Raw genomic sequence first — 25,856 nt, forward strand, 5'->3', positions numbered from 1 at the left:
CGTCACAGCAATTGACCGATCGTGTCCAGGAGCTCGCGCTGATCGAACTTCTGCTTCGTCAGATACGCGCTGGCGCCGAGGTCCAATCCCCGGGCCACGTCCTCGGCGTCGCCGCGCGACGTCATCAGGATCACCGGAAGGTTCGCGAAGGCGTCCTGCCCGCGCAGGGCCTTCACCAGGCCGAAGCCGTCGAGGCGGGGCATCTCCACATCCGCCACCACGAGATCGATGGGTTCGAGCCCGGACCGCAGGGTGTCGAGCGCGTCCTGCCCATCCACGCAGACGACCACCCGGTAGCCCGCCGCTTCCAAGATGCTCTTCTCCAGGGTCCGCGTGGTGATCGAATCGTCGACGACGAGAACCGTCGAACGCCGGCTGGCGGCCAACGTTCCGTCGGGGGACGTGTCGAGTCTGATACCATCTCTCCGGGCGATCGCAGCCCCCTCGACGGCCCGCGACAGCAGGAAATCCGGGTCGAGCACCAGGGCTGGGATCTCGGCTTCGAGGATGACCGTGCCCGTGGCCAGCATCGCGTCGAGACCGATCGGCGGCGCCGGCATGAGCAGGCAGGTCCGCACCTCGCGCAGGCGCTCCGCCACGAGCACGAAGCGGCGCCCGGACCCGGCCCGCAGGAGCACCGCCGCGACCGGCCCGTCCCGCTCCTCCGCTGCCCCGAGCAGGGCGGCGAGGTCGACCACCGGCAGCGTCTCCGTCGCGCCGCCCACGTCCGGCAGGCTCGCCACGGGCCGCCCCTGCACGCGGCCGCGCTGCTCGGGGGGCAGGCGCAGCAGGCGCACCACCGCATCCGCCGGAAGGGCATAGGCCGCGCCCCCCGCCTCGACCACGAGGACCGGGCAGCGGGCCGCCGAGAGCGGCAGGCTCATCACCAGGGCGCTGCCATGGGGCTCGCCCGGTTCGAGCCGGGCGCTGCCCTGCAGGCGCCGCACCGCCTCCGCCACCACCGACAGGCCGATGCCGCGCCCGGAGAGGGTGTCGACCGCGGCGCTGGTGGAGAAGCCGGGCTCGAACACGAAGCCGAGCAACCTCTCGCGCTCCGCCCGCTCCCCGGGGGCGAGCAGCCCGGCGGCGCGGGCGCGGGCCTCGATCGCCGGGAGGTCGGGGCCGCGGCCGTCGTCGCGCACGGCGATCTCCAGCCGTCCCGCGCGCAGGGCGACCTCGAAGCGGATGACGAGGGAGGCCGGCTTGCCGGCGGCGATCCGCGTCTCCGGCGGCTCGAAGCCGTGGCTGAGGGCGTTGCGCAGGACATGCAGGACCGGGTCCTTCAGCACCTGGAGCATCACCCGGTCCACCGGCAGGTCGAGGCCGCGCACCCGGACATCGACCTCGCGGCCCTCGCCGCGGGCGGTCTCGCGCAGGGTCCGGGCGAAGCCGCCGAACACGGTCTCCGCCGGGACCAGGGCCAGGCGCTCGGCCTCCTCCCGGACCCGCGCCGCGGCGTTCTCCAGGGCGAGGGCGGTGCCGACCTGGCTGCGGGCGAGGTCGGCGGCGTCGCGGGCGAGATCGGCGAGCGCCGCCTCCAGGCTCGACAGGTCGGTCCGGCCCCGCTCCGCCTCGCCGCCGGCGCCGCGCAGCCGCTCGGTCTGGCGCCGGAGCCGGGCCGCGGAGGCGGCGATCCGGCGCAGGCCCTCCGAGACGGCGGCCTGGCCGGGCAGGGTTCCGGCGAGGTCGTAGGTGGCGAGCGCCAGTGCCTGCACGGTCGTGGCGGGCACCCGCAGCACCGCCTGGGCCGGATCGGGCGGGATCTCCGGCACCGGCTCGGCCGGGGCGGCCTCCTTCGGCGGGGGCGGGGCGGGCGCGGGCTCCGCGGCCGGGGACCGGCCGGCGAGGCAGGCATCGAGCGCGGCGAGCGCGTCGGGAGGCATGGAGGGCGTGCCGGTCTTGGTCCCGGCGACGAAGGCCTCGATCCGGTCGAGGGCGAGGTGGGAGGCGGCCATCACCGCCCCGTCGAGGGCGCGCCGCCCGTCGCGCACCTGCTCGAACAGGGTCTCCAGGCGGTGGGCGATGGTCTCGACCGGGGGCAGGTCGACGGCGCGGGCGGCGCCCTTCAGGCTGTGGGCGCGGCGGAAGACGTCGTTCCAGTCCGGGGCGCGCCCCTCCGCCCCGCCGGCGAGCGCCGTGCGGATCGCCTCGAGGTGCTCCCGGTGCTCGAGGTCGAAGGCTTCGAGGAGCTGCCGCCGGATGTCCATCCCTCAGACGCGCCCGTGCCTCAGAGCCGGTAGCGCTCGGCCAGGGTCATCAGCCCCTGCGCGAGCTCGGTCAGGTTGGCGGAGGCGGTCTCGACCTGCCGCGTGCCGGCGGCGGTCTGCTGGCTCGCCTGGCGGATGTTCTGGAGCGCACCCATCACCTGCTCGATGCCGAGCTGCTGCTGGTTGGTCGAGGCGACGATCTGCTGGAAGGTCTGCACGCCCTCCTCGACCCGGGCCGCCATCTCCTCGATCGTGCGCACGGTGGAATCCGTGCGGCTCTTGCCGGTGGCGGCGCGCTTCACCGCCTCCTCGGTCAGCATCACCGAGGAATTGATGCCGCGCTGGATCTCCGAGAGCAGGGTACGAACCTGCACCGTGGCGGCCTTGGCCTGATCGGCGAGGAGCTTCATCTCGGAGGCGACGATGGCGAAGCTGCGCCCGCTCTCGCCCGCCGCCGCCGCCTCGATCGCCGCGTTCAGCGCCAGGAGATGGGTGCGCTCGGAGATGTCGTTCACCGTGGCGATGATCTCGCCGATGGCCTGCGTTTTCTCGCTCAGCGCGACGATGTTGCCGGCCACGGCCTCCCCCTGCTCGCGGATCGAGTCCATGGCGCGGGCGGTGTCGGAGGCGGCCCGCAGGCCCTGCTTGGCCGTCTGGGCGGCGGCCTGCGCGGTCGCGATCACCTCGGTGGCGCGCTTGGAGATCTGGGCGCCGGAATGGGTGATCTCGTCCACCGTCGCGGCGGTCTCCTGCACGGCGGCGAACTGCTCCTCGACGCTCGCCGCCTGCTCCTGGGCCGAGGCCCGGATCTCCGCGGCGGCCGCGTTGAGGTCGGCGGTGGCGGCCCGGTTGGTGCGGGCGAGATCGGACAGGCCGGCCACCATGCCGTTGAGGGTGCGCCCCAGGCGGCCGACCTCGTCCCCGCCGCGGGCATCGAGCTGGCTGGAGAGGTCGCCCGAGCCGACCCGCTCGGCGAAGGCCATGACGAGGTTGAGCGGGCGCACCACGGCGCGGCTGATCAGCACCGTGACGAGCACGGCCAGCACCACGGCGAGCAGGAGGGTCAGGATGATCGAGAAGCGGCTGCTCTCGTGGATCTCGGCCACGGCGCGCTGGCCCGCCATCACACCCTCGTCGAGGGCCGCCCGAGCCTTGTCGATGGCCGCGAGCGTCGTCTCGTAGAGCCCGCTCACCTCGTCGTTGCGGTTCTCCACCTCCTCGACATCCTTCGCCGAGGTGGCGCCGAGCTGCGCCTCGCTCAGCATCCGGTAGCGGCGATAGATGTCCTGGGACTGCACCAGCACCGTGTGCAGCCTGTCCCAGGTGGCCGCGCGCTCCTTGGAGATCGACAGGTTGCGGTACTGATCGGTCTCCCGGACCAGCTCGGCGAAGAGGCCGTCCGTCTTCACCGCGATCTTGCGCCAGCTGCCGACGAAATCCTCGTCCCGCACGGTGCGGCCCTGCGCCCGCAGGAGCGTGGCGATCACGGCGTTGCGCCGGACGACGCCGAGATTGCGGGTCTCGTTGCCGAGCTCGTCGAGCTGGCGCAGCACCACGAGGTCGCGGGAGACGATCTTGTCCGTCGCGTCCCGCACCGCCCCGATCTGGCCGATCGCGTAGAAGCCGAGGGCGATCATCACCAGGGTGACGGCCACGAAGCCGAGGAGGATGCGTTTTCCGATCGAGAGCGACACGGGGGGCTGGCTCCGGATGACGGGGATCGGCGGGTCCGCGGCGGCGTCAGGCCGCCGGACGGTAGCGCCGAAGGAGGAGGGGAAGGTCGAGGATCGAGAAGCCGCCCGCGCCGTCGCGGCCGGGCGGCGCATAGCGCGCGACCGCATGGGCGCCGAGGCTGGCATCGGGGTTGGCATCGGGCAGGGCCGGCACGGGCACGTGCTCCACGCCGAGCACCCGCTCGACGAGGAGGGCGATCGGCGGCTCCTGGCCGCGCAGCCGCAGCAGATGGCCGCGCCCCGCCTCGTCCTCCGGGCCGCGCCCGAGGCCGAGATGGGCGGACAGATCGATCACGGTGACGACGACGCCCGACAGGGCGACGATCCCGCGGATGGCCGGGGCGGCCCCCGGCAGGCGGGCGCAGGGGCGCCCGGGCAGAACCGCCGCGGCGGCCTCGATCGGCAGGCCGTAGCGCTCCGGGCCGCAGGTACAGACGAGATAGGCGGACAGCGCCACGGCCTCGGCGCCGCCGGCCGGTCGCGCGGCCAGGGCGGCGGAGCGGGCGTCGAGCAGGATGCGCCGTCGCCGGGCGTCGAGAACCGCCGGAGCCTCGCTCACGCGATCGGCCTCCGCAGGCCGGAGAGCGCATGCCGCAGGTTGTCCCTCATCTCGCCCGCGGTCACGCCGTCACCCTCCGGGAGCACCGTCTCCGGCGACAGTCCTTGCGCGAGGCTCAGGGCATTGTCGAGGGCGCGCAGGGCCGAGAGGCGGCGGCCGAGCGCCGAGAGCAGCAATCCCAGCTGGTAATGGGCCATCACGAAGTCCCGGTCGAGGAACAGGGCGCCGCGCAGGGCCCGCTCGGCCTCCGCCTCGCGGCCGAGGCTGCGGGCGAGCAATCCCTGGTAGTAGCGCAGCCCCGGATCGATCGGGTCCGCCTCCAGGGCCGCGCTCAGCGCCCGCCAGGCCGCCCCCATCTCCCCCGCATCGGCCAGGGCCCGGATGCGGGAAAGGACGCGGTCGCGGTCGGACTCCGCCTCCGCGGGGATATCCATGAGGGCGTCCGGGGCGGCGGGCCGGGGAGGGGCCGCCGGTGCTGAGGACGGCGCCAGCGGATCCGGGACGGGCAGCGGCCGGGCGAGGGAGGGCGGCGTCGCAGCCGGCGGTGGGGCGGACGGCGCGGCGACCGGCTCCGCGGGGAGGGGAGGCGCGGCCTCCGGCGTGCCGAGGGGCCGATAGGCGACCGTGCCGGGGAGATTGACCGGTGCGAGCCAGGCGGCGAAGGCCGGGTTCGGCTCGGCATGGCCGAGGAGCAGCCAGCCGTCCTCGCCCAGGCGCTGGCCGAAGGCGCGCACCATCCCGTTCACCTGCGCCTGCCCGAAATAGATCAGCACGTTCCGGCAGAGGATCAGGTCGAAGGCGGCGTAGGCCTCGGGCACGGTGCCGTCGAGGAGAGCCAGGAGGTTCAGGCGCTCGAACCGGACCATGGCGCGGTATTCCGGGCGCAGGGCGTAGCCGCCCTCGCGCAGCGCCCCGGCCCGGGCCGGGATCGGCCGGAACCAGCGCAGGCGCTCCTCCGGCGGCAGGGTGCGCAGGGCCCAGCGCCCGTATTCCCCGAGGCGCGCCGTGGCGAGGGCGGCGGCGCTCAGATCCGTTCCGAGGATGGTCACGCGCCAGTCGGGCAGGGCGAGGCCGAGCAGCTCGTGGACGAGGATGGCCACGGAATAGGGCTCGGCCCCGGTGGAGCAGCCGGCGCTCCAGATGCGCAGGGTCTTCTGTCCCTTCCGGGCCGCGATCAGGCCGGGCAGGATGGTGCTGCGAAGCGCCTCGAACTGCTCGGCGTAGCGGAAGAAGAAGGTCTCGCCGATGGTGATCTCGGCTTCCAGCGCCGACCATTCCCCGGCCCCCTCCGGCCCGGAGAGCCGGGCGAGATAGGCTTCCGAATCCGGCACCCCGCAGGCGCGGAAGCGCCGGGCGAGGCGGTCGAACAGCAGGTCGTCCTTGTCGGCGTAATAATGGTGGCCCGTCTGCGCGATGATGCGCGCCTTCAGGGCCGGGAAGCCGGCATCCGTCCGCGATTCGCCCGTGCGGCGGCGCCCCGGCTCCTCCGCCACGCCCGCCTCACGTCTCCGCCGGGAGGGCGGCGAGGCGCGCGGCCGCGCGCAGGCGCAGGGTCTCGAGCCGGGCCTGCTCCTCGCGGGTCACGATGCGGGCGAAGGAGAGGACGTGCACCAGCCGGTCGCCGAGGGCGATCTCCGCCTCGACGCAGCCGTTGAGGGTGCGCGCGTCCGAGACCGGGCGCAGGTCCTCTACCGGGACCTGGACGAGATCCACGACGCGGTCGACGAGGAGGCCGAGATCGCCGCCGGCGGACAGGACCACGTGGCTATAGGCGTCCGCAGGCGCCGCGTCGGGCGCGGCCTCGGCCCCCGCGCGCAGGCCGAGGAGGCGGGCGAGGTCGAGCACCGGCACGGGCGCGCCCGACAGGTTCAGGAAGCCCGCCAGCGGTCCCCCCGCCGCCGGGGGCGCGTGCAGATGCGGCAGCGGCAGCACCTCCCGGACGGAGGCCCGCGACAGGGCGCAGAGGCGGCCCGCCAGGTCGAGGAGGAGATAGGCGGAGGCGGCTGGCGTCATGTCTCGCCTCAGGGCGCAGCGCCCGGTGGCCCTGCAGGTTCGGTCGCGGCTGCGCTTCGATGTGGTCCGAAACGCGCGTGGGGACAAGACGAGCGAAGCCTGGCCGCGGTTCCCCGTCGATCGCCCGTCGATTTGATCGAGAACCGCGCAAGGATCCCGTTGACGCTCGCCTATCCTTCGACTAGACGGGCGGCTCTTGTTTTCGAAGCAGTCTGATACGAAGCATGCGTGCGGTTCTCATCGTAGCGGAAGCGCCACGGACGGGGCGGGCTTGAAATAGCCCGCGAGACCCGGTCGGTGGCGCATGCAGGGTCCCTCGGGGCCCTTTTTTGTTGCCGAATTCCGGGTCGTCGCATGCGAAAGGTGATGGAGGAGACGATGGGCGGCGAGGTCATGACCGGGGCCGAGATGGTCATCCGGGCGTTCCAGGATCAGGGCGTGGATACCCTGTTCGGCTATCCGGGCGGCGCGGTGCTCCCGATCTACGACGCCCTGTTCCACCAGGACGCGGTCAAGCACGTGCTCGTGCGCCACGAGCAGGGCGCGATCCACGCGGCGGAGGGCTATGCCCGCTCCTCCGGCAAGGTCGGCTGCGTCCTCGTGACCTCCGGCCCGGGCGCCACCAACATCATCACCGGCCTGACCGATGCGATGCTGGACTCGATCCCGATCGTCGCGATCACGGGCCAGGTCCCGACGCATCTGATCGGCTCCGACGCCTTCCAGGAATGCGACACGGTCGGCATCACGCGCCACTGCACGAAGCACAACTACCTGGTCAAATCGATCGACGACCTGCCGCGCATCCTGCACGAGGCGTTCTACGTCGCGAGCCACGGCCGTCCGGGCCCGGTCGTCATCGACCTGCCCAAGGACGTCCAGTTCGCCTCCGGCGTCTACGAGCGCCCGCGCCACAACGGCCACAAGACCTACCACCCGGCGGTCAAGGGCGATCAGGACAAGATCCGCGCGGCCGTCGAGCTGATGGCCTCCGCGCGCCGGCCCGTCTTCTATACCGGCGGCGGCGTCATCAATTCCGGGCCCGAGGCCGCGCGTCTCCTGCGCGAGCTGGTGGCGGAGACCGGCTTCCCGATCACCTCGACCCTGATGGGCCTGGGCGCCTTCCCCGCCTCCGACGACAAGTTCCTCGGGATGCTGGGCATGCACGGCACCTACGAGGCCAACCTCGCGATGCACGATTGCGACGTGATGATCTGCATCGGCGCGCGCTTCGACGACCGCATCACCGGCCGGCTCGATGCCTTCGCACCCTATTCGAAGAAGATCCACGTCGACGTCGACGCCTCCTCGATCAACAAGGTCGTCAAGGTCGATGTCGGGATCCTGGGCGATTGCGCCTCGGTGCTGGAGGACATGCTCGCCGCCTGGCGGGCGCTGCCGTCCCAGCCCGACAAGGGACGCCTGGAGGACTGGTTCAACAAGATCAGCCGCTGGAAGTCGCGCGACTGCCTCGCCTACTGGCCCTCGGGCACGATCATCAAGCCGCAATACGCGGTCCAGCGCCTCTACGAGGCCTGCAAGGACCGCAAGACCTTCGTCACCACGGAGGTCGGCCAGCACCAGATGTGGGCGGCGCAGTACTTCAAGTTCGAGGAGCCGAACCGCTGGATGACCTCCGGCGGCCTCGGCACCATGGGCTACGGCCTGCCCGCCGCCATCGGCACGCAGCTCGCCAACCCGGACGGGCTCGTGATCGACATCGCGGGCGAGGCCTCGATCCTGATGAATATCCAGGAGCTCTCGACGGCGGTGCAGTACCGGCTGCCGATCAAGATCTTCATCCTGAACAACGAGTACATGGGCATGGTGCGCCAGTGGCAGGAGCTGCTGCACGGCTCGCGCTACTCGCAGAGCTACTCGGAGAGCCTGCCGGACTTCGTGAAGCTCGCCGAGGCCTACGGCGCCAAGGGCATCCGCTGCGAGAAGCCCGGCGAGCTCGACGCGGCGATCAAGGACATGCTCGACTACGACGGCCCGGTCATCTTCGACTGCGTCGTCGACAAGACCGAGAACTGCTTCCCGATGATCCCCTCGGGCAAGGCGCATAACGAGATGCTGCTCTCCGACTATCTCGGCGAGACCGGGGTCGAGATCGGCGACGTCATCTCGGAAGAGGGCAAGATGCTGGTCTGACGACCGGTACGGCCGGCCGGTCGGCGGATCGCGCCCGGGGGCTTCAGAGGCCCCGGGCGCGGGCGGCGGACCGGATCCAGGCCGAGACCCGCGAGGGCGGCAGGTCGTGATGGCGCTTGGCATCGAGGGACGGCACCGAGGCGGCCCGGGCTTCCGGGCTCCAGGCGTCGCGCTTGCGCAGGAGGACGAAGAACTCGTCCTCGTTGGGCAGCGTCGGCGCGAAGGCCTCGCAGGCGAAGGGGATCAGGCCCAGCGCCAGGATCTCGGCGAGCGCCACGGCGAAGCTGTGCGGCGTGAACACCGTGCAATGGGCGTCGACATAGGTGTCCGTGCCGGCGACCTCCCGGACGATGCGCAGGGCCTCGGCGGGGCCGCCGCCGGGATAGGGCGTCGGGTCGACCCGGTGGCCCTTCCACACCGCCGGGGCATGGACCGGGCAGGCGCGGGCGATCTGCTCGTAGATCGCCGAGATGGGCGGCCGCTCCAGCCGGTTCAGATGCGCCGCGACGAGGGCGCCGGTCGGGGTCACGGGGCGGTGATGGTCGAAGGTGAAGCGCTTGTCGGGCACGACCAGGCAGACGAGGCCGTCCGCCTTCAGCGCCTCGGCCGCCTCGGCGAGCCAGCGGATGGGATCGGGGATGTGTTCGATCACATGGGCGGCGACGACGTAGTCCACGGGGCCGCGCGGCCCCAGGGCCTCGGCGAGGCTGCAGCGGTCGAGCACCACGTCGACCTCGGCGATGCCGGCCACGCCCTCCGGTCCCAGAGCCGGATGTCCGTCGTACTTCCGGCGGAGGTCGTCGGCGCCGAGGTGGTCCGCGTAGAGGATGTCGCCGTCTTCGCGGAGGATCAGAGGCCGGGCGAGGGGGCCGATCTCGACGCCGACACGTCCCGCGGGACGAACAAATTCCAAGACACGCTGGCGCCGGTTCATGGCGCGGCCGGTATCACCCGGGAGGACGACGGTCCAGCGCCCTTCCGGGACCCAGGGAAGACGACAGCGAAGGATCGGCACGGATGAACGCGATGAACACCCACTACCCCGACGCGGTCCGCGTCGAGCCGGTCAACCGCCACACCCTCGCGGTGATCGTGGACAACGAGCCCGGCGCCCTCGCCCGCATCGCCGGCCTGTTCTCGGGCCGCGGCTACAACATCGAGAGCCTGACCGTGTCCGAGACGGAGGAGGCGCGCCACATCTCCCGCATCACCATCGTGACCACGGGCACGAACGCGGTGATCGAGCAGATCAAGGCGCAGCTCGACCGCCTGGTGCCGGTGCACCGGGTCGTCGACCTCACCCTCCAGGGCAATGCCCTCGAGCGGGAGCTCTGCCTGGTGAAGGTGGTCGGCCAGGGCGAGAACCGCAGCGAGGCCCTGCGGCTCGCCTCGGCCTTCGGCGCGCGCACGCTCGATGCCACGCTCAACTCCTTCGTGTTCGAGCTGACCGGCGCGACCGAGGAGATCGACCGCTTCATTCACCTGCTCGGCGTGATCGGCCTCGTCGAGATCTCCCGCACCGGCATCGCCGCCATGGGCCGCGGCGCGGAGCCGATGTAGGATCGGGCCGGAATCTCGGCCGGCGCGCCCCGCGCGCCGGTTCCCGGAGGCTCGCGATGGAAGCCAAAGTCGTTCGCTGGGGCGATGATCTCGCCGTCAGGCTGACCAGCGCGGAGGCCGAGGAACTCGGCATCCGCGAGGGGGAGACCGTGGAGATCGTTTCGAAGCCGCCATCGCCGCCCGAACCGGCACAATGGGCCGGCCGGCGCTACGTTGACGGGCGTCCTGTCTACACACTCGAGGAGATGGTCTCGGAGATGCGCCGTCTCGGTCCGGACTTCGAGCCGCCGACCGTCGATTGGGGACCGGATCGCGGCGCCGAGATCATCGACGACGGCGATCCCCGCTGAGATGGCGCCCGACGACGCGCCGCTCCAGCCCGGCGATCTGATCCTCGTCGAACTCGGCCCGGTGCGCGGCACCGAACAGGATGGGCGGCGGCCGGTTCTCGTCGTCTCGGAAGCACTCATGAACTCGGCGACGCGCCGGGTGATCGGCTGCCCGATCACGCGCAACGTCGACCCCTGGCCGACCAAGGTCATGCTTCCCGCCGGCACAGGCACGGCCGGCGCCGTCCTGACGGACCAGGTCCGCTCGATCGATCAACGGGCTCGCATCCTCAGGCGTCTCGGCGTGGTGCCCGACTCCGTTCTCATCGAAGTTCGCCACCAGATCGCGAAGCTGATCGGTCTCTGACCCGCACGAAATTTGGAAGATCTCCGAATGACCGCCCGCACCCTCTACTACGCCCCCGGCGCTTGCTCGCTCGCGTCCCACATCGCCCTGGAAGAGACCGGTGCGCCCTACGAGACCGTGCGCCTCGACCTGCAGGCGGGAGACCAGAGGGCCGCGGAATACCTGGCGATCAACGAGAAGGGCCGGGTGCCCGCCCTCTACGAGGACGGCTGGGTGCTCACCGAGAACACCGCGCTCCTGCGCCACATCGCCCGCGCGCATCCGGAGGCCGGGCTCTGGCCGCAGGCGCCCCGGGCGCAGGCCGAGGCGGACGAGTGGCTGTCCTGGCTCTCGACGAACCACCACCCGGCCTTCGCCCATATCCGCCGCAGCGAGCGCTACACCGACGACGAGGCCGCGTTTCCCGGAATCCGGGCCAAGGGCCTCGACACCTTCGGCGATCTCTGCACCATGACGGAGGTGCGCCTCTCCAACGGCGGCTGGGCGGTGGGCGGCCGCTACAGCGTGGTCGATCCCTACCTGCTCCTGTTCTGGACCTGGGGCCGCGGCCCGGCCTGCAAGTTCGACATGGCCGAGCGCTTCCCCGCCTGGACCGCCCATGCGAGGGCGATGGCGGAACGGGCCGCCGTGCAGGCGGTCTTCGCCCGCGAGAGGCTGACGCTGCCGGCCTGAGCCCGCGGCCTCGCGCGCGGCGCCGGAGCCGAGCCCGGGAGCCCGGTTGCCTGAGGCGGCGAATCTGTCTAAGGAGCCGTACCGTACGGTACGGTACTGGCCCCAGGGCGATGCAGCCGAATTCCCCTTCCCCGCAGGACACCCCATCGGTCCGCCAGCAGGCGGTGTTCGATGCCGTGCTGTCGCTGATGGTCGAGGAGGGCGACCCGCTCACCATGGATGCGGTCGCCCGCCGGGCGAGCTGTTCCAAGGAGACGCTCTACAAGTGGTTCGGCGACCGCGAGGGCCTGCTCACCGCCACCGTGCAGTGGCAGGCCTCCCGGGTGCGGGCCGGCCGCTACGAGGCGCAGGATCTCGACGTGGCCACCCTGCGCGAGAGCCTCGGGGATTTCGCGGCGACCTGGCTCGAAGTGATCGCGAGCCCCACCTCGGTGGCGCTCAACCGCCTCGCCATCGGCCACGCCGCCTCGGCCAAGAGCAATCTCGGCGGAATCGTTCTGGCCAACGGGCGTTTCGCCATCGGGGACCGGGTCAAGCCGGTGCTGGAGGCGGGGCGCGCCGCAGGCCTCCTCGCCTTCGAGGACAGCGAGACGGCCTTCCGGACCTTCTTCGGGCTGGTCGGCCGCGACATCCAGATCCGTCTCCTGCTCGGCGACGCCCTCGACCTCGACGCCGCCGGGATCCGGCGCGACGCGGCCCGGGCGGTCGAGCAGTTCCTGGCCCTGTACGGCCAGCCGCGACACCCCAACCACCAAGCTTGAGAAGAGGAACCAGACTATGCGTGTCTATTACGATCGCGACGCCGACCTGAACCTGATCAAGGGCAAGAAGGTCGTCATCGTCGGCTACGGCTCCCAGGGCCATGCCCACGCGCTCAACCTGCGCGATTCCGGCGTGAAGGATATCGTCATCGCCCTGCGCGAGGGCTCCGCCACCGCCAAGAAGGCCGAGCACGAGGGCTTCAAGGTGATGAACGTCGCCGACGCCGCCAAGTGGGGCGACGTGGTGATGATGCTCACCCCCGACGAGCTCCAGGGCGACATCTACAAGGAGTCGCTGGAGGGCAACATGAAGCAGGGCGCCGCGCTCCTGTTCGCCCACGGCCTCAACGTGCACTTCAACCTGATCGAGCCGCGCAAGGACCTCGACGTGCTGATGGTCGCCCCGAAGGGCCCCGGCCACACCGTGCGCGGCGAGTACCTCAAGGGCGGCGGCGTGCCGACCCTGATCGCCATCGCCCAGGACGCCTCGGGCAACGCCCATGACCTCGGCCTCTCCTACGCCTCGGCCAATGGCGGCGGCCGCGCCGGCATCATCGAGACCACCTTCAAGGAGGAGTGCGAGACCGACCTGTTCGGCGAGCAGGCCGTGCTCTGCGGCGGCCTCGTCGAGCTGATCAAGGCCGGCTTCGAGACCCTGGTCGAGGCGGGCTACGCCCCCGAGATGGCCTATTTCGAGTGCCTGCACGAGGTGAAGCTGATCGTCGACCTCATCTACGAGGGCGGCATCGCCAACATGAACTACTCGATCTCCAACACCGCCGAGTACGGCGAGTACGTCACCGGCCCGCGCATCGTCACGCCGGAGACCAAGGCCGAGATGAAGCGCGTCCTCAACGACATCCAGTCGGGCATCTTCACCCGCAACTGGATGCTGGAGAACAAGGTCGGCCAGACCTCGTTCAAGGCCACCCGCGCCAAGCTCGCCGCCCATCCGATCGAGGAGGTCGGCGCCAAGCTCCGCGGCATGATGCCGTGGATCTCGGAGAAGGCGCTCGTCGACAAGTCCAAGAACTGATCCGGGAACGGATCACCCGTGACATCGAGGCCGGGCTTTCCCGGCCTCGGGCTCATCTGAAGGCCGGCCCGCGACGCGGTGCCGGCCTTTTTCTTGGGCGGCCCCCTCGGGCAAGATGCCCTACAGGCGGCCCCGCCTGCTCTGCGATGCTGCCCCGCGCAAAGACGGGCGGCACGACATACCGGGAGGATACGAGATGGATTCACTCTATAGCGGGGAGCACCGCGCGCTCCAGGAAGCGTTCGGCACGCAGAAGCTCGCGGACTTCCTCGACAAGCATCACGTCCAGCCGGCGCTCGGCGAGCCGGAGCGCGGCTTCATCGAGACCCGCGACATGTTCTTCCTCTCGACCGTCGATCCGGAGGGGAACCCGACCGTCTCCTACAAGGGCGGCCCCAGCGGCTTCGTGAAGGTGCTCGGCCCGAACGCGCTCGCCTTCCCGGGCTTCGACGGCAACGGCATGTTCCTGTCGATGGGCAACATCACCGGCCAGGGCCGGGTCGGCCTGCTCTTCATCGACTTCGAGACGCCGCACCGCCTGCGGGTGCAGGGCACCGCGCGGGTCCTGCGCGAGGATCCCCTGCTGAGCGAATACACCGAAGCCAAGTACATCGTGCGCGTCGACGTCACCAAGGCCTGGGTCAACTGCCCGCGCTACGTCCACCAATACACCCGCGTCGCGCAGAGCCGCTACGTGCCCAGGCCCGGCAGCGAGACGCCGCTCGCCCAGTGGAAGCGCCTCGACATGGTGCAGGCGGTGATCAGCGACGAGGACCGGGCGCGGGCCGAGCGGGAAGGCGTGCTGAGCCTCGATGCCTATGGGGAGAAGCTGGTGAAGGGCGAGGCCTGAGGGAGCGGGGCGCGGCGCCCCGGGCGATCCTGCGGAAGACAGGCCGGGCGAGGTCGCCACGAGATCGCGGGCGGGGCCAGCGCGGCCGGGAGACCGATGCCGGCTCCGAGCCGTCGCAACCGTCCGAACGGCCGGAGCGGCCGTTCGGCGCCCGTGCCTCAGACCGCCTTCAGCGCCGGCCCGCGGCGGACGAAGCCGACGATGTCCTTCACCGCGTCGAGGGTCGGGGCGGCGATGGCCTCGGCCCGGGCGGCGCCGTCGGCCAGCACGGAATCGATATAGGCCGTGTCGGCGACGAGCCGCTTCATCTCGGCGCCGATCGGCGCGAGCTTCTCGACGGCGAGGTCGACCAGCGCCGGCTTGAAGCTCGAGAACTGGGCGCCGCCGAAATCCGTCAGCACCTCCTCGCGGGTGATGCCGCGCAGCGCCGCGAAGATGCCGACGAGGTTGTCCGCCTCCGGCCGGCCGGCGAGGCCCGCCACCTCGGAGGGCAGCGCCTCCGGATCGGTCTTGGCCTTGCGCACCTTCTGGGCGATGGCGTCCGCGTCGTCGGTGAGGTTGATGCGGGAATAGTCGGAGGGGTCCGACTTCGACATCTTCTTCGAGCCGTCGCGCAGGGACATGACGCGGGCGGCCGGGCCGCCGATCAGCGGCTCGGTGAGCGGGAAGAACTGCTCGCCATGGCCATGGGCCAGGATCGAGCCGGCGAAGTCGTTGTTGAACTTCTGCGCGATGTCGCGGGTCAGCTCCAGATGCTGCTTCTGGTCCTCGCCCACGGGCACATGCGTCGCCCGGTAGGCCAGGATGTCGGCGGCCATCAGCACCGGATAGTCGTAGAGCCCGATCGAGGCGTTCTCCCGGTCCTTGCCGGCCTTGTCCTTGAACTGCGTCATGCGGTTCAGCCAGCCGAGGCGGGCGACGCAGTTGAAGATCCAGGCGAGCTCGGCGTGCTGGGGCACCTGGGACTGGTTGAAGACGATCGAGCGCTTGGGATCGATGCCGGCGGCGAGGAAGGCGGCGGTGACCTCGCGGATCTGGCCCTTCAGCGCCTCGGGGTCCTGCCACAGCGTGATCGCGTGCAGGTCCACCACGCAATAGAGGCACTGCGCGTCCCGCTCCTGCATCTCCACGAAGCGCTTGATGGCGCCGAGATAGTTGCCGAGATGCAGGTTCCCGGTCGGCTGGACGCCGGAGAAGACGAGGTCGGTGAACGCGGCCATCGGCGCGGATCCCTGGGTGCGGAGGCTGGGCCGAGGCGATCTCGTGTCCCTGGTCAAGGGGCCGGTTACTGGCACCCGGGAGCGGAGCCGGTCAAGAACGCCGGCGGGCTCAGCGAAGCTCTTTTCGCGCCCGCCCGGTCGGGCAGAGATCGAGCAGCACGCAGGCGCCGCAGCGCGGGGCGCGGTGGTGGCAGACCTGCTGGCCGTGCAGCATCAGCACCTCGTGGTTGTCGTAGAGGGCCTGGGCCGACCAGTCCGCCGGCAGTTGCGCCCGCAGGATCGCGTGGCTCGGGCCGACATCGACCTTCGGCCCGATCAGCCCGAGCCGCTGGGCGACCCGGTGATGATGGCTGTCGACGGGCAGCGCCGGCATGCGCAGGGTGCTGAAGGCGAGCACCGCCGCGCTCGTCTTCGGGCCGATGCCGGGGATCGCCTCGAGCCAGGCCCGGGCGGCCTCCACCTCCATCGCCTTCAGGACATCGAGGGAGAGCTCGCCCTGCCGCTCGGCCACCGCGGCGAGCACGGCCTTGATCCGCGGCGCCTTCAATTCGGGCCAGGTCACGCCCCGGATCGTCTCCTCGATCGCCGCCGTGTCGGCCGCCATCACGGCGGCCCAGTCGGGCCAGCGCGCCCGCAGCGCCTTGAAGGCCCGCCCCGACTCCGCGTTGCGGGTGCGGTGGGAGAGCAGCGAGGAGATCAGCTCGCTGAGGGGATCGAAATCGTGGAAATAGGGGATCGGGCAGCCATAGACGCCGCAGAGGCGCCGGTGGATCTCCAGGGCGCGCGGGGCGGCCTCGGCATCCGGCGCGGGGTCCGGCGCGGGGTCCGGCTTGGGCCGGGCGCGGGGACGCTTCTGGGCGGAGCTGTCGGGCAGGAAGGACATGGAGGCCGAATCCGCGAGGGATTCGGCCGGTTCCCGCGCCGGGCCACTTCCTTCGGGGCGCTTACTTCGTCAGCGCGTAGATGTTCACGTCGAGCTTCTCGTCCGCCTTGTCGGTCAGGTCGGTCACGTATTCCTCGACGAAGCGGTCCTGCACGGCGATGTCCTTGGCGTCGAGATAGGCGGTGAGCGTCTCGTAGGTGCCGTCGATCTCGTCGTAGGATCCCTTGTGGGGAAACCGCATCGCCTTGCCGGCCGGAGTGGTGCCGAAGCGCAGGCCCTCCTCCGTCGGCGGGTTGGCGGGCGTCGCCTCGATCGGAATCATCGCCTCGTAGTCGAAGCCCGCATCCTCGGTCTTCATGAAGATCGCGATCGGGCGGCCGGTCGCCTTGACGCCCGCCTTGGCCAGCGCCGCCTCGATCCGCGCGAAGCTCGCCTTCAGGCTCGGCACCGCCTCCTCCCACTTGGTGGTGCCGGACACGATGGCCGCCGGCTTGGGGGCGAGGGTGACCGTCTCCACGTCGTTCGACTCGGCACTCGGCGGCACCAGCGTCTGGCGGGGGCTGGGACCCGCCGCGCTCGGCGGGGGAGCCCCGGGCGGGGTCTGCCGCACCGGCGCCTGCTCCGGGGCGGGGGCAGGCGTGCCCCCCTCGGATTTCGACGGGTCGGGCTGCGTCGTCGTCGGCAGCGGCGTCTTCTCGGCGGGCGAGGGCGCGTTGGACGGCGGGGGCGCCTTCTCGTCCGCCCAGGCCGGCAGGCTCGCGCCGCCGACGAGAAGCGAGAGGGCGAGGAAGGGAGCGGGCAGACGGATCAAGAAAGACTCCCGAATGGCCCTGCCGACCGCCCGCGCTGATTCGCGCGCGGCTCCCGGGCACGGCGTCCTACGTAGCGACGAAGCCCCGCGCCTGCGAGGGTGCGCGCCTCGGCGAGGCGGATCCGGCGCGGGATCGTGACCCGGCGCGGCCTGCATGCCACGCCCCCGTACCCCGCCCGGGTCTCGCGCCCGGCGGCCCGGGCTGCCATATAGCCCCCGGCTTCCAACCATCCGCCGCCTCTCATCCGAGCCCCATCGGCACACAGGCCTCATGAGTCCTCTCGCACATCGTCGTTTCCTCAAGATGCACGGCGCCGGCAACGCGATCGTGGTGCTGGACCTGCGCGGCAGCGGCCTCACCGTCGCGCCGGAAGAAGCCCGCGCCATCGGGCGGGATTCGCGCTCGCGCTTCGACCAGCTCATGGTGATCCACGACGCGCAGAGCCCCGGCACCGACGCGTTCATGCGGATCTACAACACCGACGGCTCGGAATCGGGGGCCTGCGGCAACGGCACCCGCTGCGTCGCCTATGCCATGTTCGACGACCCCGCGATGGCGCGCCCGGCCGAGGGCGGCACCCTGACGCTGGAGACCAGGGCGGGGCTCGTGGCCGTGCGCCGGGTCGCCGACCGCTCCTTCACCGTCGATATGGGCCGCCCCCGCCTGAACTGGGACGAGATCCCGCTGGCCGAGCCCTTCCCCGACACGCGGCGGATCGAGTTGCAGATCGGGCCGATCGACGCGCCGGTGCTGCATTCCCCGAGCGCGGTGAGCATGGGCAACCCGCATGCGATCTTCTTCGTCGAGACCGACCCGGACGGCTACGATCTCGGCCGCATCGGCCCGCTGCTGGAAGCCCATCCGCTCTTCCCCGAGCGGGCCAACATCTCGATCGCGCAGGTGACCGGCCGCGAGACGATCAAGCTGCGGGTCTGGGAGCGCGGGGCCGGCCTCACCCTCGCCTGCGGCACCGCCGCCTGCGCCACGGCGGTGGCCGCCGCGCGCCTGCGCATGATCGGCCGGCAGGCCACGGTGAGCCTGCCCGGCGGCGATCTCTTCATCGAGTGGCGCGCCGACGACCACGTGCTGATGACCGGCCCGGTCTTTCTCGAAGGGGAGGGCACCTTCGACCCCGCGATCTTCGCCGGATGCGCGGCGGAATGAGCGTCGAGACGCTCACCTTCGGCTGCCGGCTCAACACCGTCGAGTCGGAGGCGATGCGCGCCGCCGCCGAGGCCGCGGGCGGGGGCGACCTCCTGCTCGTCAACACCTGCGCCGTCACCGCGGAGGCCGGGCGGCAGGCCCGCAAGGCGATCCGCGGGGCCGCCCGGGCGCGGCCCGACCGGCCCATCGTCGTCACCGGCTGCGGCGCCGAGGTGGAGCGGGAGGCCTATGCCGCCATGCCGGAGGTGTCCCGCCTCGTCGGCAACGCCGCCAAGACGCGGCCGGAGACCTGGACCGGCGACGCTGCGCCTCCGGGCACCGTCATGGAGGAGCGCCGCCTCGCCCCCGTCCGGGCCGACGCCCTGGAGGGGCATACCCGCGCCTTCGTCGCCGTGCAGAACGGCTGCGACCATCGCTGCACCTTCTGCGTCATCCCGTTCGGCCGCGGCCGTTCCCGCTCGCTGCCCCCGGACGCGGTGGTCGAGCAGGTCGCCCGCATCGTCGACCGGGGCGGCTGCGAGGTCGTGCTGACCGGGGTCGACCTCACGGCCTATGGCCGCGACCTCGCGGCGGGCCTGAGCCTCGGCACCCTGGTCCGGCGCATCCTGAAGGGGGTGCCGGATCTGGCGCGGCTGCGCCTGTCCTCGATCGATTCCATCGAGGCCGATCCGGCCCTCGTCGCCGCCTTCGCCGAGGAGCCGCGGCTGATGCCGCACGTCCATCTCTCCCTACAGGCGGGGGACGACCTCATCCTCAAGCGCATGAAGCGGCGCCACAGCCGCTCCGAGGCGATCGCCTTCTGCGACAGGCTCAAGGCCCTGCGCCCCGGCATCGTCTTCGGAGCGGACCTGATCGCCGGCTTCCCCACCGAAACCGAACCCCACTTCACCCGCTCCCTCGACCTCGTCGCGGAATGCGGGCTGACCCATCTCCACGTCTTCCCCTATTCCCCCCGGCCGGGCACGCCGGCCGCACGCATGCCGCAAGTCGCGCCGGAGATCGTGCGCGATCGCGCCTCCCGCCTGCGCGCCGCGGGGGAAGCGGCGCTCGTTCGCCATCTCGACGGCGAGATCGGCGCCGTGCGGCGGGTCTTGACCGAGCGGGGCGGCATCGGCCGCACCGAAGGCTTCGCGCGGGTCCGCCTCCCCGGCGCAGCCACGGGCGAACTGCGCACCGTGCACGTCACCGGCCATGACGGGCAGATGCTCTCGGCGAGGTGACGTCAGGCAGGAAGCCCACAACGCGCGAGCTCGGAACGCATCCGCTCCGGCGGGGGCGCCTCCACCCGGATCGGATCCTTGCGTGGATAGAGAGGGAGGACGAGGGCGCGGGCATGCAGGTGGAGATCCGCGCCGCGTGGCGCCGTCCCGTAGACGGCATCGCCCAGGATCGGCCAGCCGGAAGCGGCGCAATGCACGCGAAGCTGATGCGTGCGGCCGGTGACGGGCTTCAACTTCAGAACGGTGCGCCCGGCCGCGGGATCGCGCCCGAGCACCCGCCAATGGGTGAGAGAGGGATCGCCTGCGGGGTCGACCTTCATCCACCAGCTCCGCGGGTCATTGGAACGCTTGGCGAGAGGCAGGTCGATCGTGCCGGCTTCGTCGGGGGGCCCGCCCTCGACCACCGCCCAATAGGTCTTCTCCACGGCGCTCTCCGCGAAGAGGCGGTTGAGCCGCGCCAGCGCCTTGGCATGGCGCCCGAGCACCAGGCAACCGGAGGTGTCGCGGTCGAGCCGGTGGGCCGCCTGCGGCCGCTTCGGCAACCCGAAGCGCAGGGCGTCCAGATAATCGGTCAGCGTCGGGCCGCCCTTCGGTCCGGGATGCACCGGCAAACCCGCCGGTTTGTCGATGACGAGCATCAGGGCGTCGCGGTAGAGGAGGCGCGCACTTATGTCGGTGATGAGTGTTTGGGCCGGCATCGCATCGTTTCGCTAGTGACGCCGGCCGCCGGGAGCAAGATCGAATGAGCGACGAGGAAAAGCCGGGCTGGTTCGGCCGGCTGTTCGGACGGAAGGGCAAGGAGGCATCGCAGCCGGCAGCCGCCGACGAGGCCGCCACGCTGGATCCGATCTCGCCGGCCTCGGAGTCGGAGGGCCAGCCCGATTTCGCCACAGGTGCGGACGACATCGCGGCCGTGCCCCTGCCGCCGAGCGAGCCCTCGCCCGAGGACCCGGACAAGAACACGGTTCCCGACGAGGTCGAGGGTGCCGATCTCCAGCCCGTCGCCGACGAGGACGCGCCGCCCGCCGGGACGGCGGGCGACGACCCCGAGCACGGCACAGCACCGGTTTCCTCCCTCGTCTCCGCCGAAACCCCGGCAGAGGCGCCGGCCGAGGAGAAGCGCGGCTGGTGGAGCCGGCTCACTGCCGGCATGCGCCGCACCTCCTCAGCCCTGTCCGACCGGGTCACGGGGGTTTTCACGAAGCGGAAGCTTGATGCCGACACGCTGGAGGAGCTGGAAGATGCGTTGATCCAGGCGGATTTCGGGGTCGAGACGGCCATGCGGATCTCCGAAGCCGTCGGCAAGGGGCGCTACGAGAAGGGCATCTCCGCCGACGAAGTCCGCGCCATCCTCGCCACGGAGGTCGAGCGGGCCCTGGCTCCCGTCGCCCATCCCCTCGCGGTCGACGCGACCCGGAAACCCTTCGTGATCCTGATGGTCGGCGTGAACGGCGCCGGGAAGACCACCACCATCGGCAAGCTCGCCTCCAAGCTGAAGGCGGAGGGGCGCAGCGTGATGCTGGCGGCCGGCGACACCTTCCGCGCCGCGGCGATCGAGCAGCTCAAGGTCTGGGGCGAGCGCACGGGCACGCCGGTGATCGGCGGCGCCCAGGGGGCGGATGCGGCCGGCCTCGCCTTCGACGCCCTGCAGCGGGCGAAGGAGGCGGGCACGGACGTGCTCCTGATCGACACCGCCGGCCGGCTCCAGAACAAGGCCGGGCTGATGGCGGAGCTCGAGAAGGTGGTGCGGGTGATCCGCAAGCTCGACCCCGAGGCGCCCCACGCCGCGCTCCTCGTGCTCGACGCGACCGTCGGCCAGAACGCCCTCAGCCAGGTCGAGCTGTTCTCCCAGGCGGCGCCGATCAGCGGGCTGGTGATGACCAAGCTCGACGGCACGGCCCGGGGCGGCATCCTGGTGGCGCTCGCGGCCAAGTTCGGCCTGCCGGTGCACTTCATCGGCGTCGGCGAGGGCGTGGAGGATCTGGAGCCCTTCGCGGCCCGGGATTTCGCCCGCGCCATCGCCGGGCTGGAGAAGGATTAGGGCAGGGCCGGCGCGATGTCGGTGCGCGCGAAATCCGCGCCCTTGAACAGCAGCGGCGCATCCAGCGATTTCGCCAGGGCGTAGGAGAAGCAATCGCCGAAATTCAGCCCGGCCGGATGCCGGCCCTTGCCGAACCGGGCAAAGGCATCCGCTGCGAGCCGGACGAGGGCGTGATCGACGGGGTGGATGTCGATCTGCTCGCGGGCGAGCCAGGCGTCGAGATCCGCCCGGGCCGCCTGCCATCGGCCTATCACCATCGCGCATTCGAGATAGGTGGCAGCCGACATGACGCGGCGCGGTCGCGACCGCACGGCCTCGCTCAAGAGGTCGGCATCCGCCTCGTTCGCGAGGATCGCGATGAAGACAGACGTGTCGATGACGTGGCAGTCGCTCACACGGGCAGGCCGTTCTCGTCGTAGGCCAGGACCTCGTCGAGGGGGCGCGAATCAATCAGAACGCGCGCCTGCACGCTTTCCCGCAGGAGGCGGGCGGATTCCTTGGCATCCACGGGCATCCGTTCCCGACCAGGGGCGAGCCTGTCGCGCTCGCGGCGCAGGAGCTCGACGATCAGATCCGCCCGGTCCCGCCCCGTCGCCCGTTCCAGGTCGACGAGGAGGGCTTCGGCCTCCGGGTTCTCGATCCTGATCGTCATGTCCGACCGTGGCGGCGCGATCGCCGCAGTTGGAGCGCGCTTCGTCGCAGTGGAGACCGCTTCGGCGTGAACGCGCGTTGTGACGGGGCCTGGAGCCGCGTCCGGTCCGAGGGGAGGGGCCCGGCTCTAGGAATACGCAACGCCCTGTCCTACACCCGCCGCGCCGCCGCCGCCATCACCGGCCGGACGCCGGCGAAGGCCACCAGAACGCCCGATGAAGATCGAATCCGTCCCGCCCCGCCGGCACCTGCCGCCGCTCCTCAAGCTCGCCCTGGAGCTCGGGCCGCTCGTCGTCTTCTTCCTCGTCAATTCCTATGCGGAGCGCTTCGGCGTCTCGCCCGACCAGAAGCTGTTCGTGGCGACCGGCGTCTTCATCGCGGCGACGGTGGTCGCGCTGGCCGCCCATTTCGCCCTGGTGCGCCGGCTGCCGGTGATGCCCCTCGTCTCGGGCGTCGTGGTGGTGGTGTTCGGCGGCCTGACGCTCGCGCTTCAGGACAAGACCTTCATCATGATGAAGCCGACCATCGTGAACGGCCTGTTCGGGGTGGTGCTGCTCGGCGGGCTGGCCTTCGGCCGCTCGCTGCTCTCCGTCGCCCTCGACAGCATGTTCAACCTCACCGAGGAGGGCTGGCGCAAGCTCACCTTCCGCTGGGGCGTGTTCTTCCTGGCCCTGGCCGTCCTCAACGAGGCGGTCTGGCGCACGCAGACGGAAGACTTCTGGGTCAGCTTCAAGGTGTTCGGCATCATGCCGCTCACCATCGCCTTCGCGCTGGCCCAGACGCCCCTGCTGATGCGCTACGAGCGCAAGGACAAGGCCGAGGCCTGATCCGTCACGGGGAGGCCGCCGCGATCTTGCCCGCGGCGCGGATCTTGGCGAGCACGTCGCCGTAATTCTCCGCGGTCACGATGCCGACGAGCTTGTCGCGGATCGTGCCGTCCGGCCCGATGATGAACGTCTCCGGCACGCCGTAGACCCCGAAATCGATGCCGACGCGGCCGCTCGCATCCGCGCCCACCGCGGCGAAGGGGACGCCGTTGCGCGCCAGGAAGCGACGCCCGGCCTCGGCGCCATCCTTGTAGTCGATGCCGACCAAGCGAATGCCGGGCTCCCGGGACAGGCGCATCAGCATCGGGTGCTCGACCTGGCAGGGCGCACACCAGGAGGCCCAGAAGTTCAGGACCGTCACCTGGCCCTTGAGATCGGCGGAGGACAGGCCCGGCACCGGCTGCCCCTCGGCCGAGAGGCCGGCGACGGGACCGAGATCGAAAGCCGGGACGGGCTTGCCGATCAGCGCGGAGGGAAGCGCCTGCGGATCGACGCCCGAATGCAGCCGCAGGAAGAACAGGCCGGCGAGGATCGCGAAGACCAGCACCGGCAGCAGGACCAGCAGCGAGCGCCGCACCGGCTCCGCCGGGGCGTCGTGGGGGGAGGGGGTCTCGCTCATGGCCGCGGCGGCGTCCGGCTCGCTTCGAGGGCGGCCAGCGCCCGGTTCTGCGCCCGGCGGTCGCGCCAGGCGTTGAGGATGAGGCCCGCGATCACGAGGGCCGTGAAGCCGTAGGCGCCGAGGATGAAGCCCGCATGGGGGCCGAGCTGGGCGGTCAGGTCCATCGTGACACCCTCAGACCGGCTGGCCCACGGGAAGGGGCGATGCCGGCGCCATGGCGGCCCCTGCATCGAGCCGCTCGGCCTCGCGGATCGTCAGCGCCCGCACCCGGCGGCGCAGGATCTCCGTGCGCATGCCGTAGAGATGCAGGCTCACGCCCAGCAGGGTGAAGGCGAGGATCATCGCGAGCAGCGGATAGAGCATCGACGGATCGATGGTCGAGCCGCCCATGCGCAGGATCGAGGCCGGCTGGTGCAGCGTCGACCACCAGTTCACGGAGAACTTGATGATCGGCAGGTTCACCGCCCCCACCAGCGTGAGGATGGCGATGGCACGGGCCGCCCGGTTGGGATCCTCGATGGTGCGCCACAGGGCGATGATGCCGCAATAGATCAGGAACAGGATCAGCATTGAGGTCAGCCGGGCATCCCAGACCCAGTAGGTGCCCCACATCGGCTTGCCCCAGAGCGAGCCGGTGACGAGGCAGACCAGGGTGAACATCGCCCCGATCGGCGCCGCGGCCCGCTGCGCCACATCGGCCAACGGATGCCGCCAGACCAGCGTACCGATCGCCGAGACCGCCATCGCGCCGTAGAAGAACACCCCGAGCCAGGCCGCGGGCACGTGGATGTACATGATCCGCACGGTCTCGCCCTGCTGGTAGTCCGGCGGCACCACGAACCAGGTGAGATAGAGCCCGGCGGCGATCAGAAGCGCCGAGGCAGCCGCGAGCCAGGGCAGCAGGCGCCCCGACCAGCGCATGAAGTGCCCCGGATGGGCGAGGCGGTTCCAGAAGGCGGTCCACATGCCGCCCGTTTACCGCGCTGTGCGGTGCACCAGCAATGCACGAGGCCGGCACCGCGACGGTGCGTCCAACGCCGCTCGGATCGTGCCCCGACGCTTCAACCCGACGCGCGGAAAGGACCGAACCGGTCCCGGCCGCCCGGAGCGAAACTCCTTGCCCTGCGCAACATTTGTGCAGCGCTCTCCCCTCTATCCGCAGGCGCGGCTGGAACAGCGCGCGCGCAGGGATGTTCTGGGGGTTCACATTGTCGACCTGTGGACCCCAAGATGCTGATCCGAACCGGCTTCACGATCGCCTTCGAGACCGTGCGCTCCACCCCGATGTCCCTACTTCTGAACGTGCGCCCGGAGCGTCAGCCGGATCTCGTGACGCCTGAGACCATCCGGTTCGACCCGCCGGTCGAGGTGCGGCAGCATCGCGATGCCTTCGGCAATGTCGCCACCCGCCTCGTCGCGCCAGCCGGGCGCATCGCCATGTCGGCGGATTTCGTGATCCGGGATTCCGGCGAGCCGGATCCGGTCGTGCCGGAGGCGCGCCAGTTCCCCGTCGAGGACCTGCCCGACGACGTGCTGCCCTACCTGATGGGCAGCCGCTACTGCGACACCGACAAGCTCTGCGCCACCGCCTGGCAGCTCTTCGGTCAGACGCCGGAGGGCTGGGCGCGGGTGCAGGCGATCGTCGACTACGCCCATGAGCGGATCCGCTTCGACTACATGCAGGCGGATGCGACCCGCAGCGCCGCGGAGGGTCACGCCCAGCAGGTCGGCGTCTGCCGGGACTTCGCCCATCTCGCCATCACGCTGTGCCGTTGCATGAACATCCCGGCGCGCTACTGCACGGGCTATCTCGGCGATATCGGCGTGCCGAAGGATCCCGCGCCGATGGATTTCTCCGCCTGGTTCGAGGCCTATCTCGACGGGCGCTGGTACGCCTTCGACGCCCGGCACAACCGCCCGCGCATCGGCCGGATCGTGATGGCGCGGGGACGCGATGCCACCGACTGCGCCATCACCACCAGCTTCGGCTCCGCCAAGCTCGTCACCTTCCAGGTCCATACCGACGAGGTCGAACCGGAAGACGCCGCGCTCTCCCGCCGAGCCGCCTGAGCCATCCACCTCCCGGTTCGCGCCCCTTCGCGGCCGCTTGCGTGAAGCCGCCCCGCGCCGCATAGGCGGAGCGCCCGCTCCGACACGCGGTCGGAGCGGGCGAACATG

The 25,856-nt window shown here is 71.2% G+C and carries 28 protein-coding genes; 13 read left to right on the top strand and 15 right to left on the bottom strand.

All coding sequences use genetic code 11. The features are described from left to right. Positions 1 to 2: 2 nt before the first annotated feature. Genes MFF21_RS22395 through MFF21_RS22415 form a run of 5 tightly spaced genes read right to left on the bottom strand, consistent with a single transcriptional unit; the run spans position 3 to position 6,512 of the window. Positions 3 to 2,207 (bottom strand): hybrid sensor histidine kinase/response regulator, encoded by a 2,205-nt coding sequence (locus MFF21_RS22395; RefSeq protein ID WP_238314446.1) that lies wholly within the window; start codon positions 2,205 to 2,207, stop codon positions 3 to 5. A 20-nt stretch (positions 2,208 to 2,227) separates the two neighbouring features. Beyond that, on the bottom strand, positions 2,228 to 3,901 hold the full coding sequence (locus tag MFF21_RS22400; protein ID WP_238314450.1) for a methyl-accepting chemotaxis protein: 1,674 nt from the start codon (positions 3,899 to 3,901) through the stop codon (positions 2,228 to 2,230). A gap of 46 nt (positions 3,902 to 3,947) precedes the next feature. After that, entirely contained in the window at positions 3,948 to 4,499 is a 552-nt protein-coding gene (locus tag MFF21_RS22405) for a chemotaxis protein CheW (protein ID WP_238314452.1), read from the bottom strand. Next, positions 4,496 to 5,992: a CheR family methyltransferase gene (locus tag MFF21_RS22410; protein ID WP_238314454.1), complete on the bottom strand. Its 1,497-nt coding sequence runs from the start codon at positions 5,990 to 5,992 to the stop codon at positions 4,496 to 4,498. Before MFF21_RS22410 ends, MFF21_RS22405 begins: the two co-directional genes overlap by 4 nt. Before the next feature lie 7 nt (positions 5,993 to 5,999). Next, positions 6,000 to 6,512, bottom strand: a complete 513-nt coding sequence (locus tag MFF21_RS22415; protein WP_238314457.1) for a chemotaxis protein CheW — start codon at positions 6,510 to 6,512, stop codon at positions 6,000 to 6,002. Positions 6,513 to 6,890: 378 nt separating this feature from the next. Between MFF21_RS22415 and MFF21_RS22420 the strand changes: the two genes are divergently transcribed. Next, on the top strand, positions 6,891 to 8,666 hold the full coding sequence (locus tag MFF21_RS22420) for an acetolactate synthase 3 large subunit (RefSeq protein ID WP_238314700.1): 1,776 nt from the start codon (positions 6,891 to 6,893) through the stop codon (positions 8,664 to 8,666). Positions 8,667 to 8,709: 43 nt separating this feature from the next. Here MFF21_RS22420 and MFF21_RS22425 read toward each other — a convergent pair whose 3' ends face one another. Further along, positions 8,710 to 9,579 carry a methyltransferase domain-containing protein gene (locus MFF21_RS22425; RefSeq protein WP_238314472.1) on the bottom strand — a complete coding sequence of 290 codons (870 nt, stop codon included), beginning with the start codon at positions 9,577 to 9,579 and terminating at the stop codon, positions 8,710 to 8,712. A gap of 104 nt (positions 9,580 to 9,683) precedes the next feature. On the opposite strand from MFF21_RS22425, the gene ilvN reads away from it, so the two are divergent. From ilvN to MFF21_RS22460, 7 genes are all read left to right on the top strand, one after another. Then, the gene (gene ilvN, locus MFF21_RS22430) at positions 9,684 to 10,226 is read left to right on the top strand and encodes an acetolactate synthase small subunit (protein WP_238314488.1); all 543 of its coding nucleotides are present in this window, start codon (positions 9,684 to 9,686) and stop codon (positions 10,224 to 10,226) included. A 56-nt stretch (positions 10,227 to 10,282) separates the two neighbouring features. Then, a complete protein-coding gene (locus tag MFF21_RS22435) occupies positions 10,283 to 10,576 on the top strand; it encodes an AbrB/MazE/SpoVT family DNA-binding domain-containing protein (protein ID WP_238314491.1) in 294 nt (97 codons plus the stop codon). Between the two features lies 1 nt (position 10,577). Then, positions 10,578 to 10,922, top strand: a complete 345-nt coding sequence (locus MFF21_RS22440; RefSeq protein ID WP_238314506.1) for a type II toxin-antitoxin system PemK/MazF family toxin — start codon at positions 10,578 to 10,580, stop codon at positions 10,920 to 10,922. Between the two features lie 27 nt (positions 10,923 to 10,949). Then, the gene (locus tag MFF21_RS22445; protein ID WP_238314509.1) at positions 10,950 to 11,594 is read left to right on the top strand and encodes a glutathione S-transferase family protein; all 645 of its coding nucleotides are present in this window, start codon (positions 10,950 to 10,952) and stop codon (positions 11,592 to 11,594) included. 110 nt (positions 11,595 to 11,704) lie between these two features. Further along, positions 11,705 to 12,355, top strand: a complete 651-nt coding sequence (locus tag MFF21_RS22450; RefSeq protein WP_238314525.1) for a TetR/AcrR family transcriptional regulator — start codon at positions 11,705 to 11,707, stop codon at positions 12,353 to 12,355. A 16-nt stretch (positions 12,356 to 12,371) separates the two neighbouring features. Beyond that, positions 12,372 to 13,391 carry a ketol-acid reductoisomerase gene (gene ilvC, locus MFF21_RS22455; RefSeq protein WP_133089719.1) on the top strand — a complete coding sequence of 340 codons (1,020 nt, stop codon included), beginning with the start codon at positions 12,372 to 12,374 and terminating at the stop codon, positions 13,389 to 13,391. Positions 13,392 to 13,587: 196 nt separating this feature from the next. Further along, complete coding sequence (locus MFF21_RS22460; protein WP_238314528.1) at positions 13,588 to 14,241, top strand: pyridoxamine 5'-phosphate oxidase family protein; 654 nt, start codon at positions 13,588 to 13,590, stop codon at positions 14,239 to 14,241. A 158-nt stretch (positions 14,242 to 14,399) separates the two neighbouring features. Here the strand turns inward: MFF21_RS22460 and trpS are convergent, their stop codons facing one another. The 3 genes from trpS to MFF21_RS22475 all read right to left on the bottom strand — a co-directional run bounded on the left by trpS (position 14,400) and on the right by MFF21_RS22475 (position 17,155). Next, positions 14,400 to 15,461: a tryptophan--tRNA ligase gene (trpS, locus tag MFF21_RS22465; protein WP_238314531.1), complete on the bottom strand. Its 1,062-nt coding sequence runs from the start codon at positions 15,459 to 15,461 to the stop codon at positions 14,400 to 14,402. Between the two features lie 109 nt (positions 15,462 to 15,570). Further along, positions 15,571 to 16,344, bottom strand: coding sequence for an endonuclease III domain-containing protein (locus MFF21_RS22470; protein ID WP_238314533.1), 774 nt, complete (start codon positions 16,342 to 16,344; stop codon positions 15,571 to 15,573). A gap of 61 nt (positions 16,345 to 16,405) precedes the next feature. Continuing rightward, entirely contained in the window at positions 16,406 to 17,155 is a 750-nt protein-coding gene (locus MFF21_RS22475) for a GyrI-like domain-containing protein (RefSeq protein WP_238314550.1), read from the bottom strand. Positions 17,156 to 17,426: 271 nt separating this feature from the next. On the opposite strand from MFF21_RS22475, the gene dapF reads away from it, so the two are divergent. Both dapF and mtaB read left to right on the top strand, forming a co-directional pair. After that, positions 17,427 to 18,320 (top strand): diaminopimelate epimerase, encoded by an 894-nt coding sequence (gene dapF / locus MFF21_RS22480; RefSeq protein WP_238314553.1) that lies wholly within the window; start codon positions 17,427 to 17,429, stop codon positions 18,318 to 18,320. Continuing rightward, a complete protein-coding gene (gene mtaB / locus MFF21_RS22485; protein ID WP_238314557.1) occupies positions 18,317 to 19,540 on the top strand; it encodes a tRNA (N(6)-L-threonylcarbamoyladenosine(37)-C(2))-methylthiotransferase MtaB in 1,224 nt (407 codons plus the stop codon). The genes dapF and mtaB overlap by 4 nt, the downstream gene beginning before the upstream one ends. Before the next feature lie 2 nt (positions 19,541 to 19,542). Here mtaB and MFF21_RS22490 read toward each other — a convergent pair whose 3' ends face one another. After that, positions 19,543 to 20,238 (bottom strand): RluA family pseudouridine synthase, encoded by a 696-nt coding sequence (locus tag MFF21_RS22490; RefSeq protein WP_238314560.1) that lies wholly within the window; start codon positions 20,236 to 20,238, stop codon positions 19,543 to 19,545. 44 nt (positions 20,239 to 20,282) lie between these two features. On the opposite strand from MFF21_RS22490, the gene ftsY reads away from it, so the two are divergent. Then, positions 20,283 to 21,581, top strand: coding sequence for a signal recognition particle-docking protein FtsY (gene ftsY / locus MFF21_RS22495; RefSeq protein ID WP_238314563.1), 1,299 nt, complete (start codon positions 20,283 to 20,285; stop codon positions 21,579 to 21,581). On the opposite strand, the gene MFF21_RS22500 is transcribed toward ftsY, so the two are convergent. Together MFF21_RS22500 and MFF21_RS22505 are read right to left on the bottom strand one after the other, a co-directional pair. Then, positions 21,578 to 21,976, bottom strand: a complete 399-nt coding sequence (locus MFF21_RS22500; protein WP_238314566.1) for a type II toxin-antitoxin system VapC family toxin — start codon at positions 21,974 to 21,976, stop codon at positions 21,578 to 21,580. The two genes, ftsY and MFF21_RS22500, sit on opposite strands and share 4 nt — an antisense overlap. After that, positions 21,973 to 22,233 (bottom strand): type II toxin-antitoxin system VapB family antitoxin, encoded by a 261-nt coding sequence (locus MFF21_RS22505; protein ID WP_238314568.1) that lies wholly within the window; start codon positions 22,231 to 22,233, stop codon positions 21,973 to 21,975. Before MFF21_RS22505 ends, MFF21_RS22500 begins: the two co-directional genes overlap by 4 nt. Before the next feature lie 214 nt (positions 22,234 to 22,447). Between MFF21_RS22505 and MFF21_RS22510 the strand changes: the two genes are divergently transcribed. Further along, positions 22,448 to 23,059, top strand: a complete 612-nt coding sequence (locus MFF21_RS22510) for a septation protein A (protein ID WP_238314571.1) — start codon at positions 22,448 to 22,450, stop codon at positions 23,057 to 23,059. Positions 23,060 to 23,063: 4 nt separating this feature from the next. Here the strand turns inward: MFF21_RS22510 and MFF21_RS22515 are convergent, their stop codons facing one another. The 3 genes from MFF21_RS22515 to MFF21_RS22525 are packed head-to-tail and all read right to left on the bottom strand — an operon-like array spanning position 23,064 to position 24,644. After that, positions 23,064 to 23,678, bottom strand: a complete 615-nt coding sequence (locus MFF21_RS22515; protein WP_238314574.1) for a DsbE family thiol:disulfide interchange protein — start codon at positions 23,676 to 23,678, stop codon at positions 23,064 to 23,066. Then, positions 23,675 to 23,842, bottom strand: coding sequence for a heme exporter protein CcmD (gene ccmD, locus MFF21_RS22520; RefSeq protein WP_238314577.1), 168 nt, complete (start codon positions 23,840 to 23,842; stop codon positions 23,675 to 23,677). Before ccmD ends, MFF21_RS22515 begins: the two co-directional genes overlap by 4 nt. Before the next feature lie 10 nt (positions 23,843 to 23,852). Then, the gene (locus MFF21_RS22525; RefSeq protein ID WP_238314580.1) at positions 23,853 to 24,644 is read right to left on the bottom strand and encodes a heme ABC transporter permease; all 792 of its coding nucleotides are present in this window, start codon (positions 24,642 to 24,644) and stop codon (positions 23,853 to 23,855) included. Between the two features lie 264 nt (positions 24,645 to 24,908). On the opposite strand from MFF21_RS22525, the gene MFF21_RS22530 reads away from it, so the two are divergent. Further along, positions 24,909 to 25,748 (top strand): transglutaminase-like domain-containing protein, encoded by an 840-nt coding sequence (locus MFF21_RS22530; RefSeq protein WP_238314582.1) that lies wholly within the window; start codon positions 24,909 to 24,911, stop codon positions 25,746 to 25,748. Positions 25,749 to 25,856: the final 108 nt, after the last annotated feature.

Source organism: Methylobacterium organophilum (assembly GCF_022179465.1).
GTDB lineage: Bacteria > Pseudomonadota > Alphaproteobacteria > Rhizobiales > Beijerinckiaceae > Methylobacterium > Methylobacterium organophilum.

Bases quoted from the DNA above. Each gene is read 5' to 3' on its own strand.
- MFF21_RS22460 (WP_238314528.1), top strand. From the start codon at position 13,588: ATGGATTCACTCTATAGCGGGGAGCACCGCGCGCTCCAGGAAGCGTTC.
- ccmD (WP_238314577.1), bottom strand. From the start codon at position 23,842: ATGGACCTGACCGCCCAGCTCGGCCCCCATGCGGGCTTCATCCTCGGC.
- ilvC (WP_133089719.1), top strand. From the start codon at position 12,372: ATGCGTGTCTATTACGATCGCGACGCCGACCTGAACCTGATCAAGGGC.
- MFF21_RS22440 (WP_238314506.1), top strand. From the start codon at position 10,578: ATGGCGCCCGACGACGCGCCGCTCCAGCCCGGCGATCTGATCCTCGTC.
- MFF21_RS22490 (WP_238314560.1), bottom strand. From the start codon at position 20,238: ATGCCGGCCCAAACACTCATCACCGACATAAGTGCGCGCCTCCTCTAC.
- dapF (WP_238314553.1), top strand. From the start codon at position 17,427: ATGAGTCCTCTCGCACATCGTCGTTTCCTCAAGATGCACGGCGCCGGC.
- ilvN (WP_238314488.1), top strand. From the start codon at position 9,684: ATGAACGCGATGAACACCCACTACCCCGACGCGGTCCGCGTCGAGCCG.
- MFF21_RS22525 (WP_238314580.1), bottom strand. From the start codon at position 24,644: ATGTGGACCGCCTTCTGGAACCGCCTCGCCCATCCGGGGCACTTCATG.
- MFF21_RS22510 (WP_238314571.1), top strand. From the start codon at position 22,448: ATGAAGATCGAATCCGTCCCGCCCCGCCGGCACCTGCCGCCGCTCCTC.
- MFF21_RS22395 (WP_238314446.1), bottom strand. From the start codon at position 2,207: ATGGACATCCGGCGGCAGCTCCTCGAAGCCTTCGACCTCGAGCACCGG.
- trpS (WP_238314531.1), bottom strand. From the start codon at position 15,461: ATGGCCGCGTTCACCGACCTCGTCTTCTCCGGCGTCCAGCCGACCGGG.
- mtaB (WP_238314557.1), top strand. From the start codon at position 18,317: ATGAGCGTCGAGACGCTCACCTTCGGCTGCCGGCTCAACACCGTCGAG.
- MFF21_RS22435 (WP_238314491.1), top strand. From the start codon at position 10,283: ATGGAAGCCAAAGTCGTTCGCTGGGGCGATGATCTCGCCGTCAGGCTG.
- MFF21_RS22470 (WP_238314533.1), bottom strand. From the start codon at position 16,344: ATGTCCTTCCTGCCCGACAGCTCCGCCCAGAAGCGTCCCCGCGCCCGG.
- MFF21_RS22515 (WP_238314574.1), bottom strand. From the start codon at position 23,678: ATGAGCGAGACCCCCTCCCCCCACGACGCCCCGGCGGAGCCGGTGCGG.
- ftsY (WP_238314563.1), top strand. From the start codon at position 20,283: ATGAGCGACGAGGAAAAGCCGGGCTGGTTCGGCCGGCTGTTCGGACGG.
- MFF21_RS22450 (WP_238314525.1), top strand. From the start codon at position 11,705: ATGCAGCCGAATTCCCCTTCCCCGCAGGACACCCCATCGGTCCGCCAG.
- MFF21_RS22530 (WP_238314582.1), top strand. From the start codon at position 24,909: ATGCTGATCCGAACCGGCTTCACGATCGCCTTCGAGACCGTGCGCTCC.
- MFF21_RS22505 (WP_238314568.1), bottom strand. From the start codon at position 22,233: ATGACGATCAGGATCGAGAACCCGGAGGCCGAAGCCCTCCTCGTCGAC.
- MFF21_RS22415 (WP_238314457.1), bottom strand. From the start codon at position 6,512: ATGACGCCAGCCGCCTCCGCCTATCTCCTCCTCGACCTGGCGGGCCGC.
- MFF21_RS22445 (WP_238314509.1), top strand. From the start codon at position 10,950: ATGACCGCCCGCACCCTCTACTACGCCCCCGGCGCTTGCTCGCTCGCG.
- MFF21_RS22420 (WP_238314700.1), top strand. From the start codon at position 6,891: ATGGGCGGCGAGGTCATGACCGGGGCCGAGATGGTCATCCGGGCGTTC.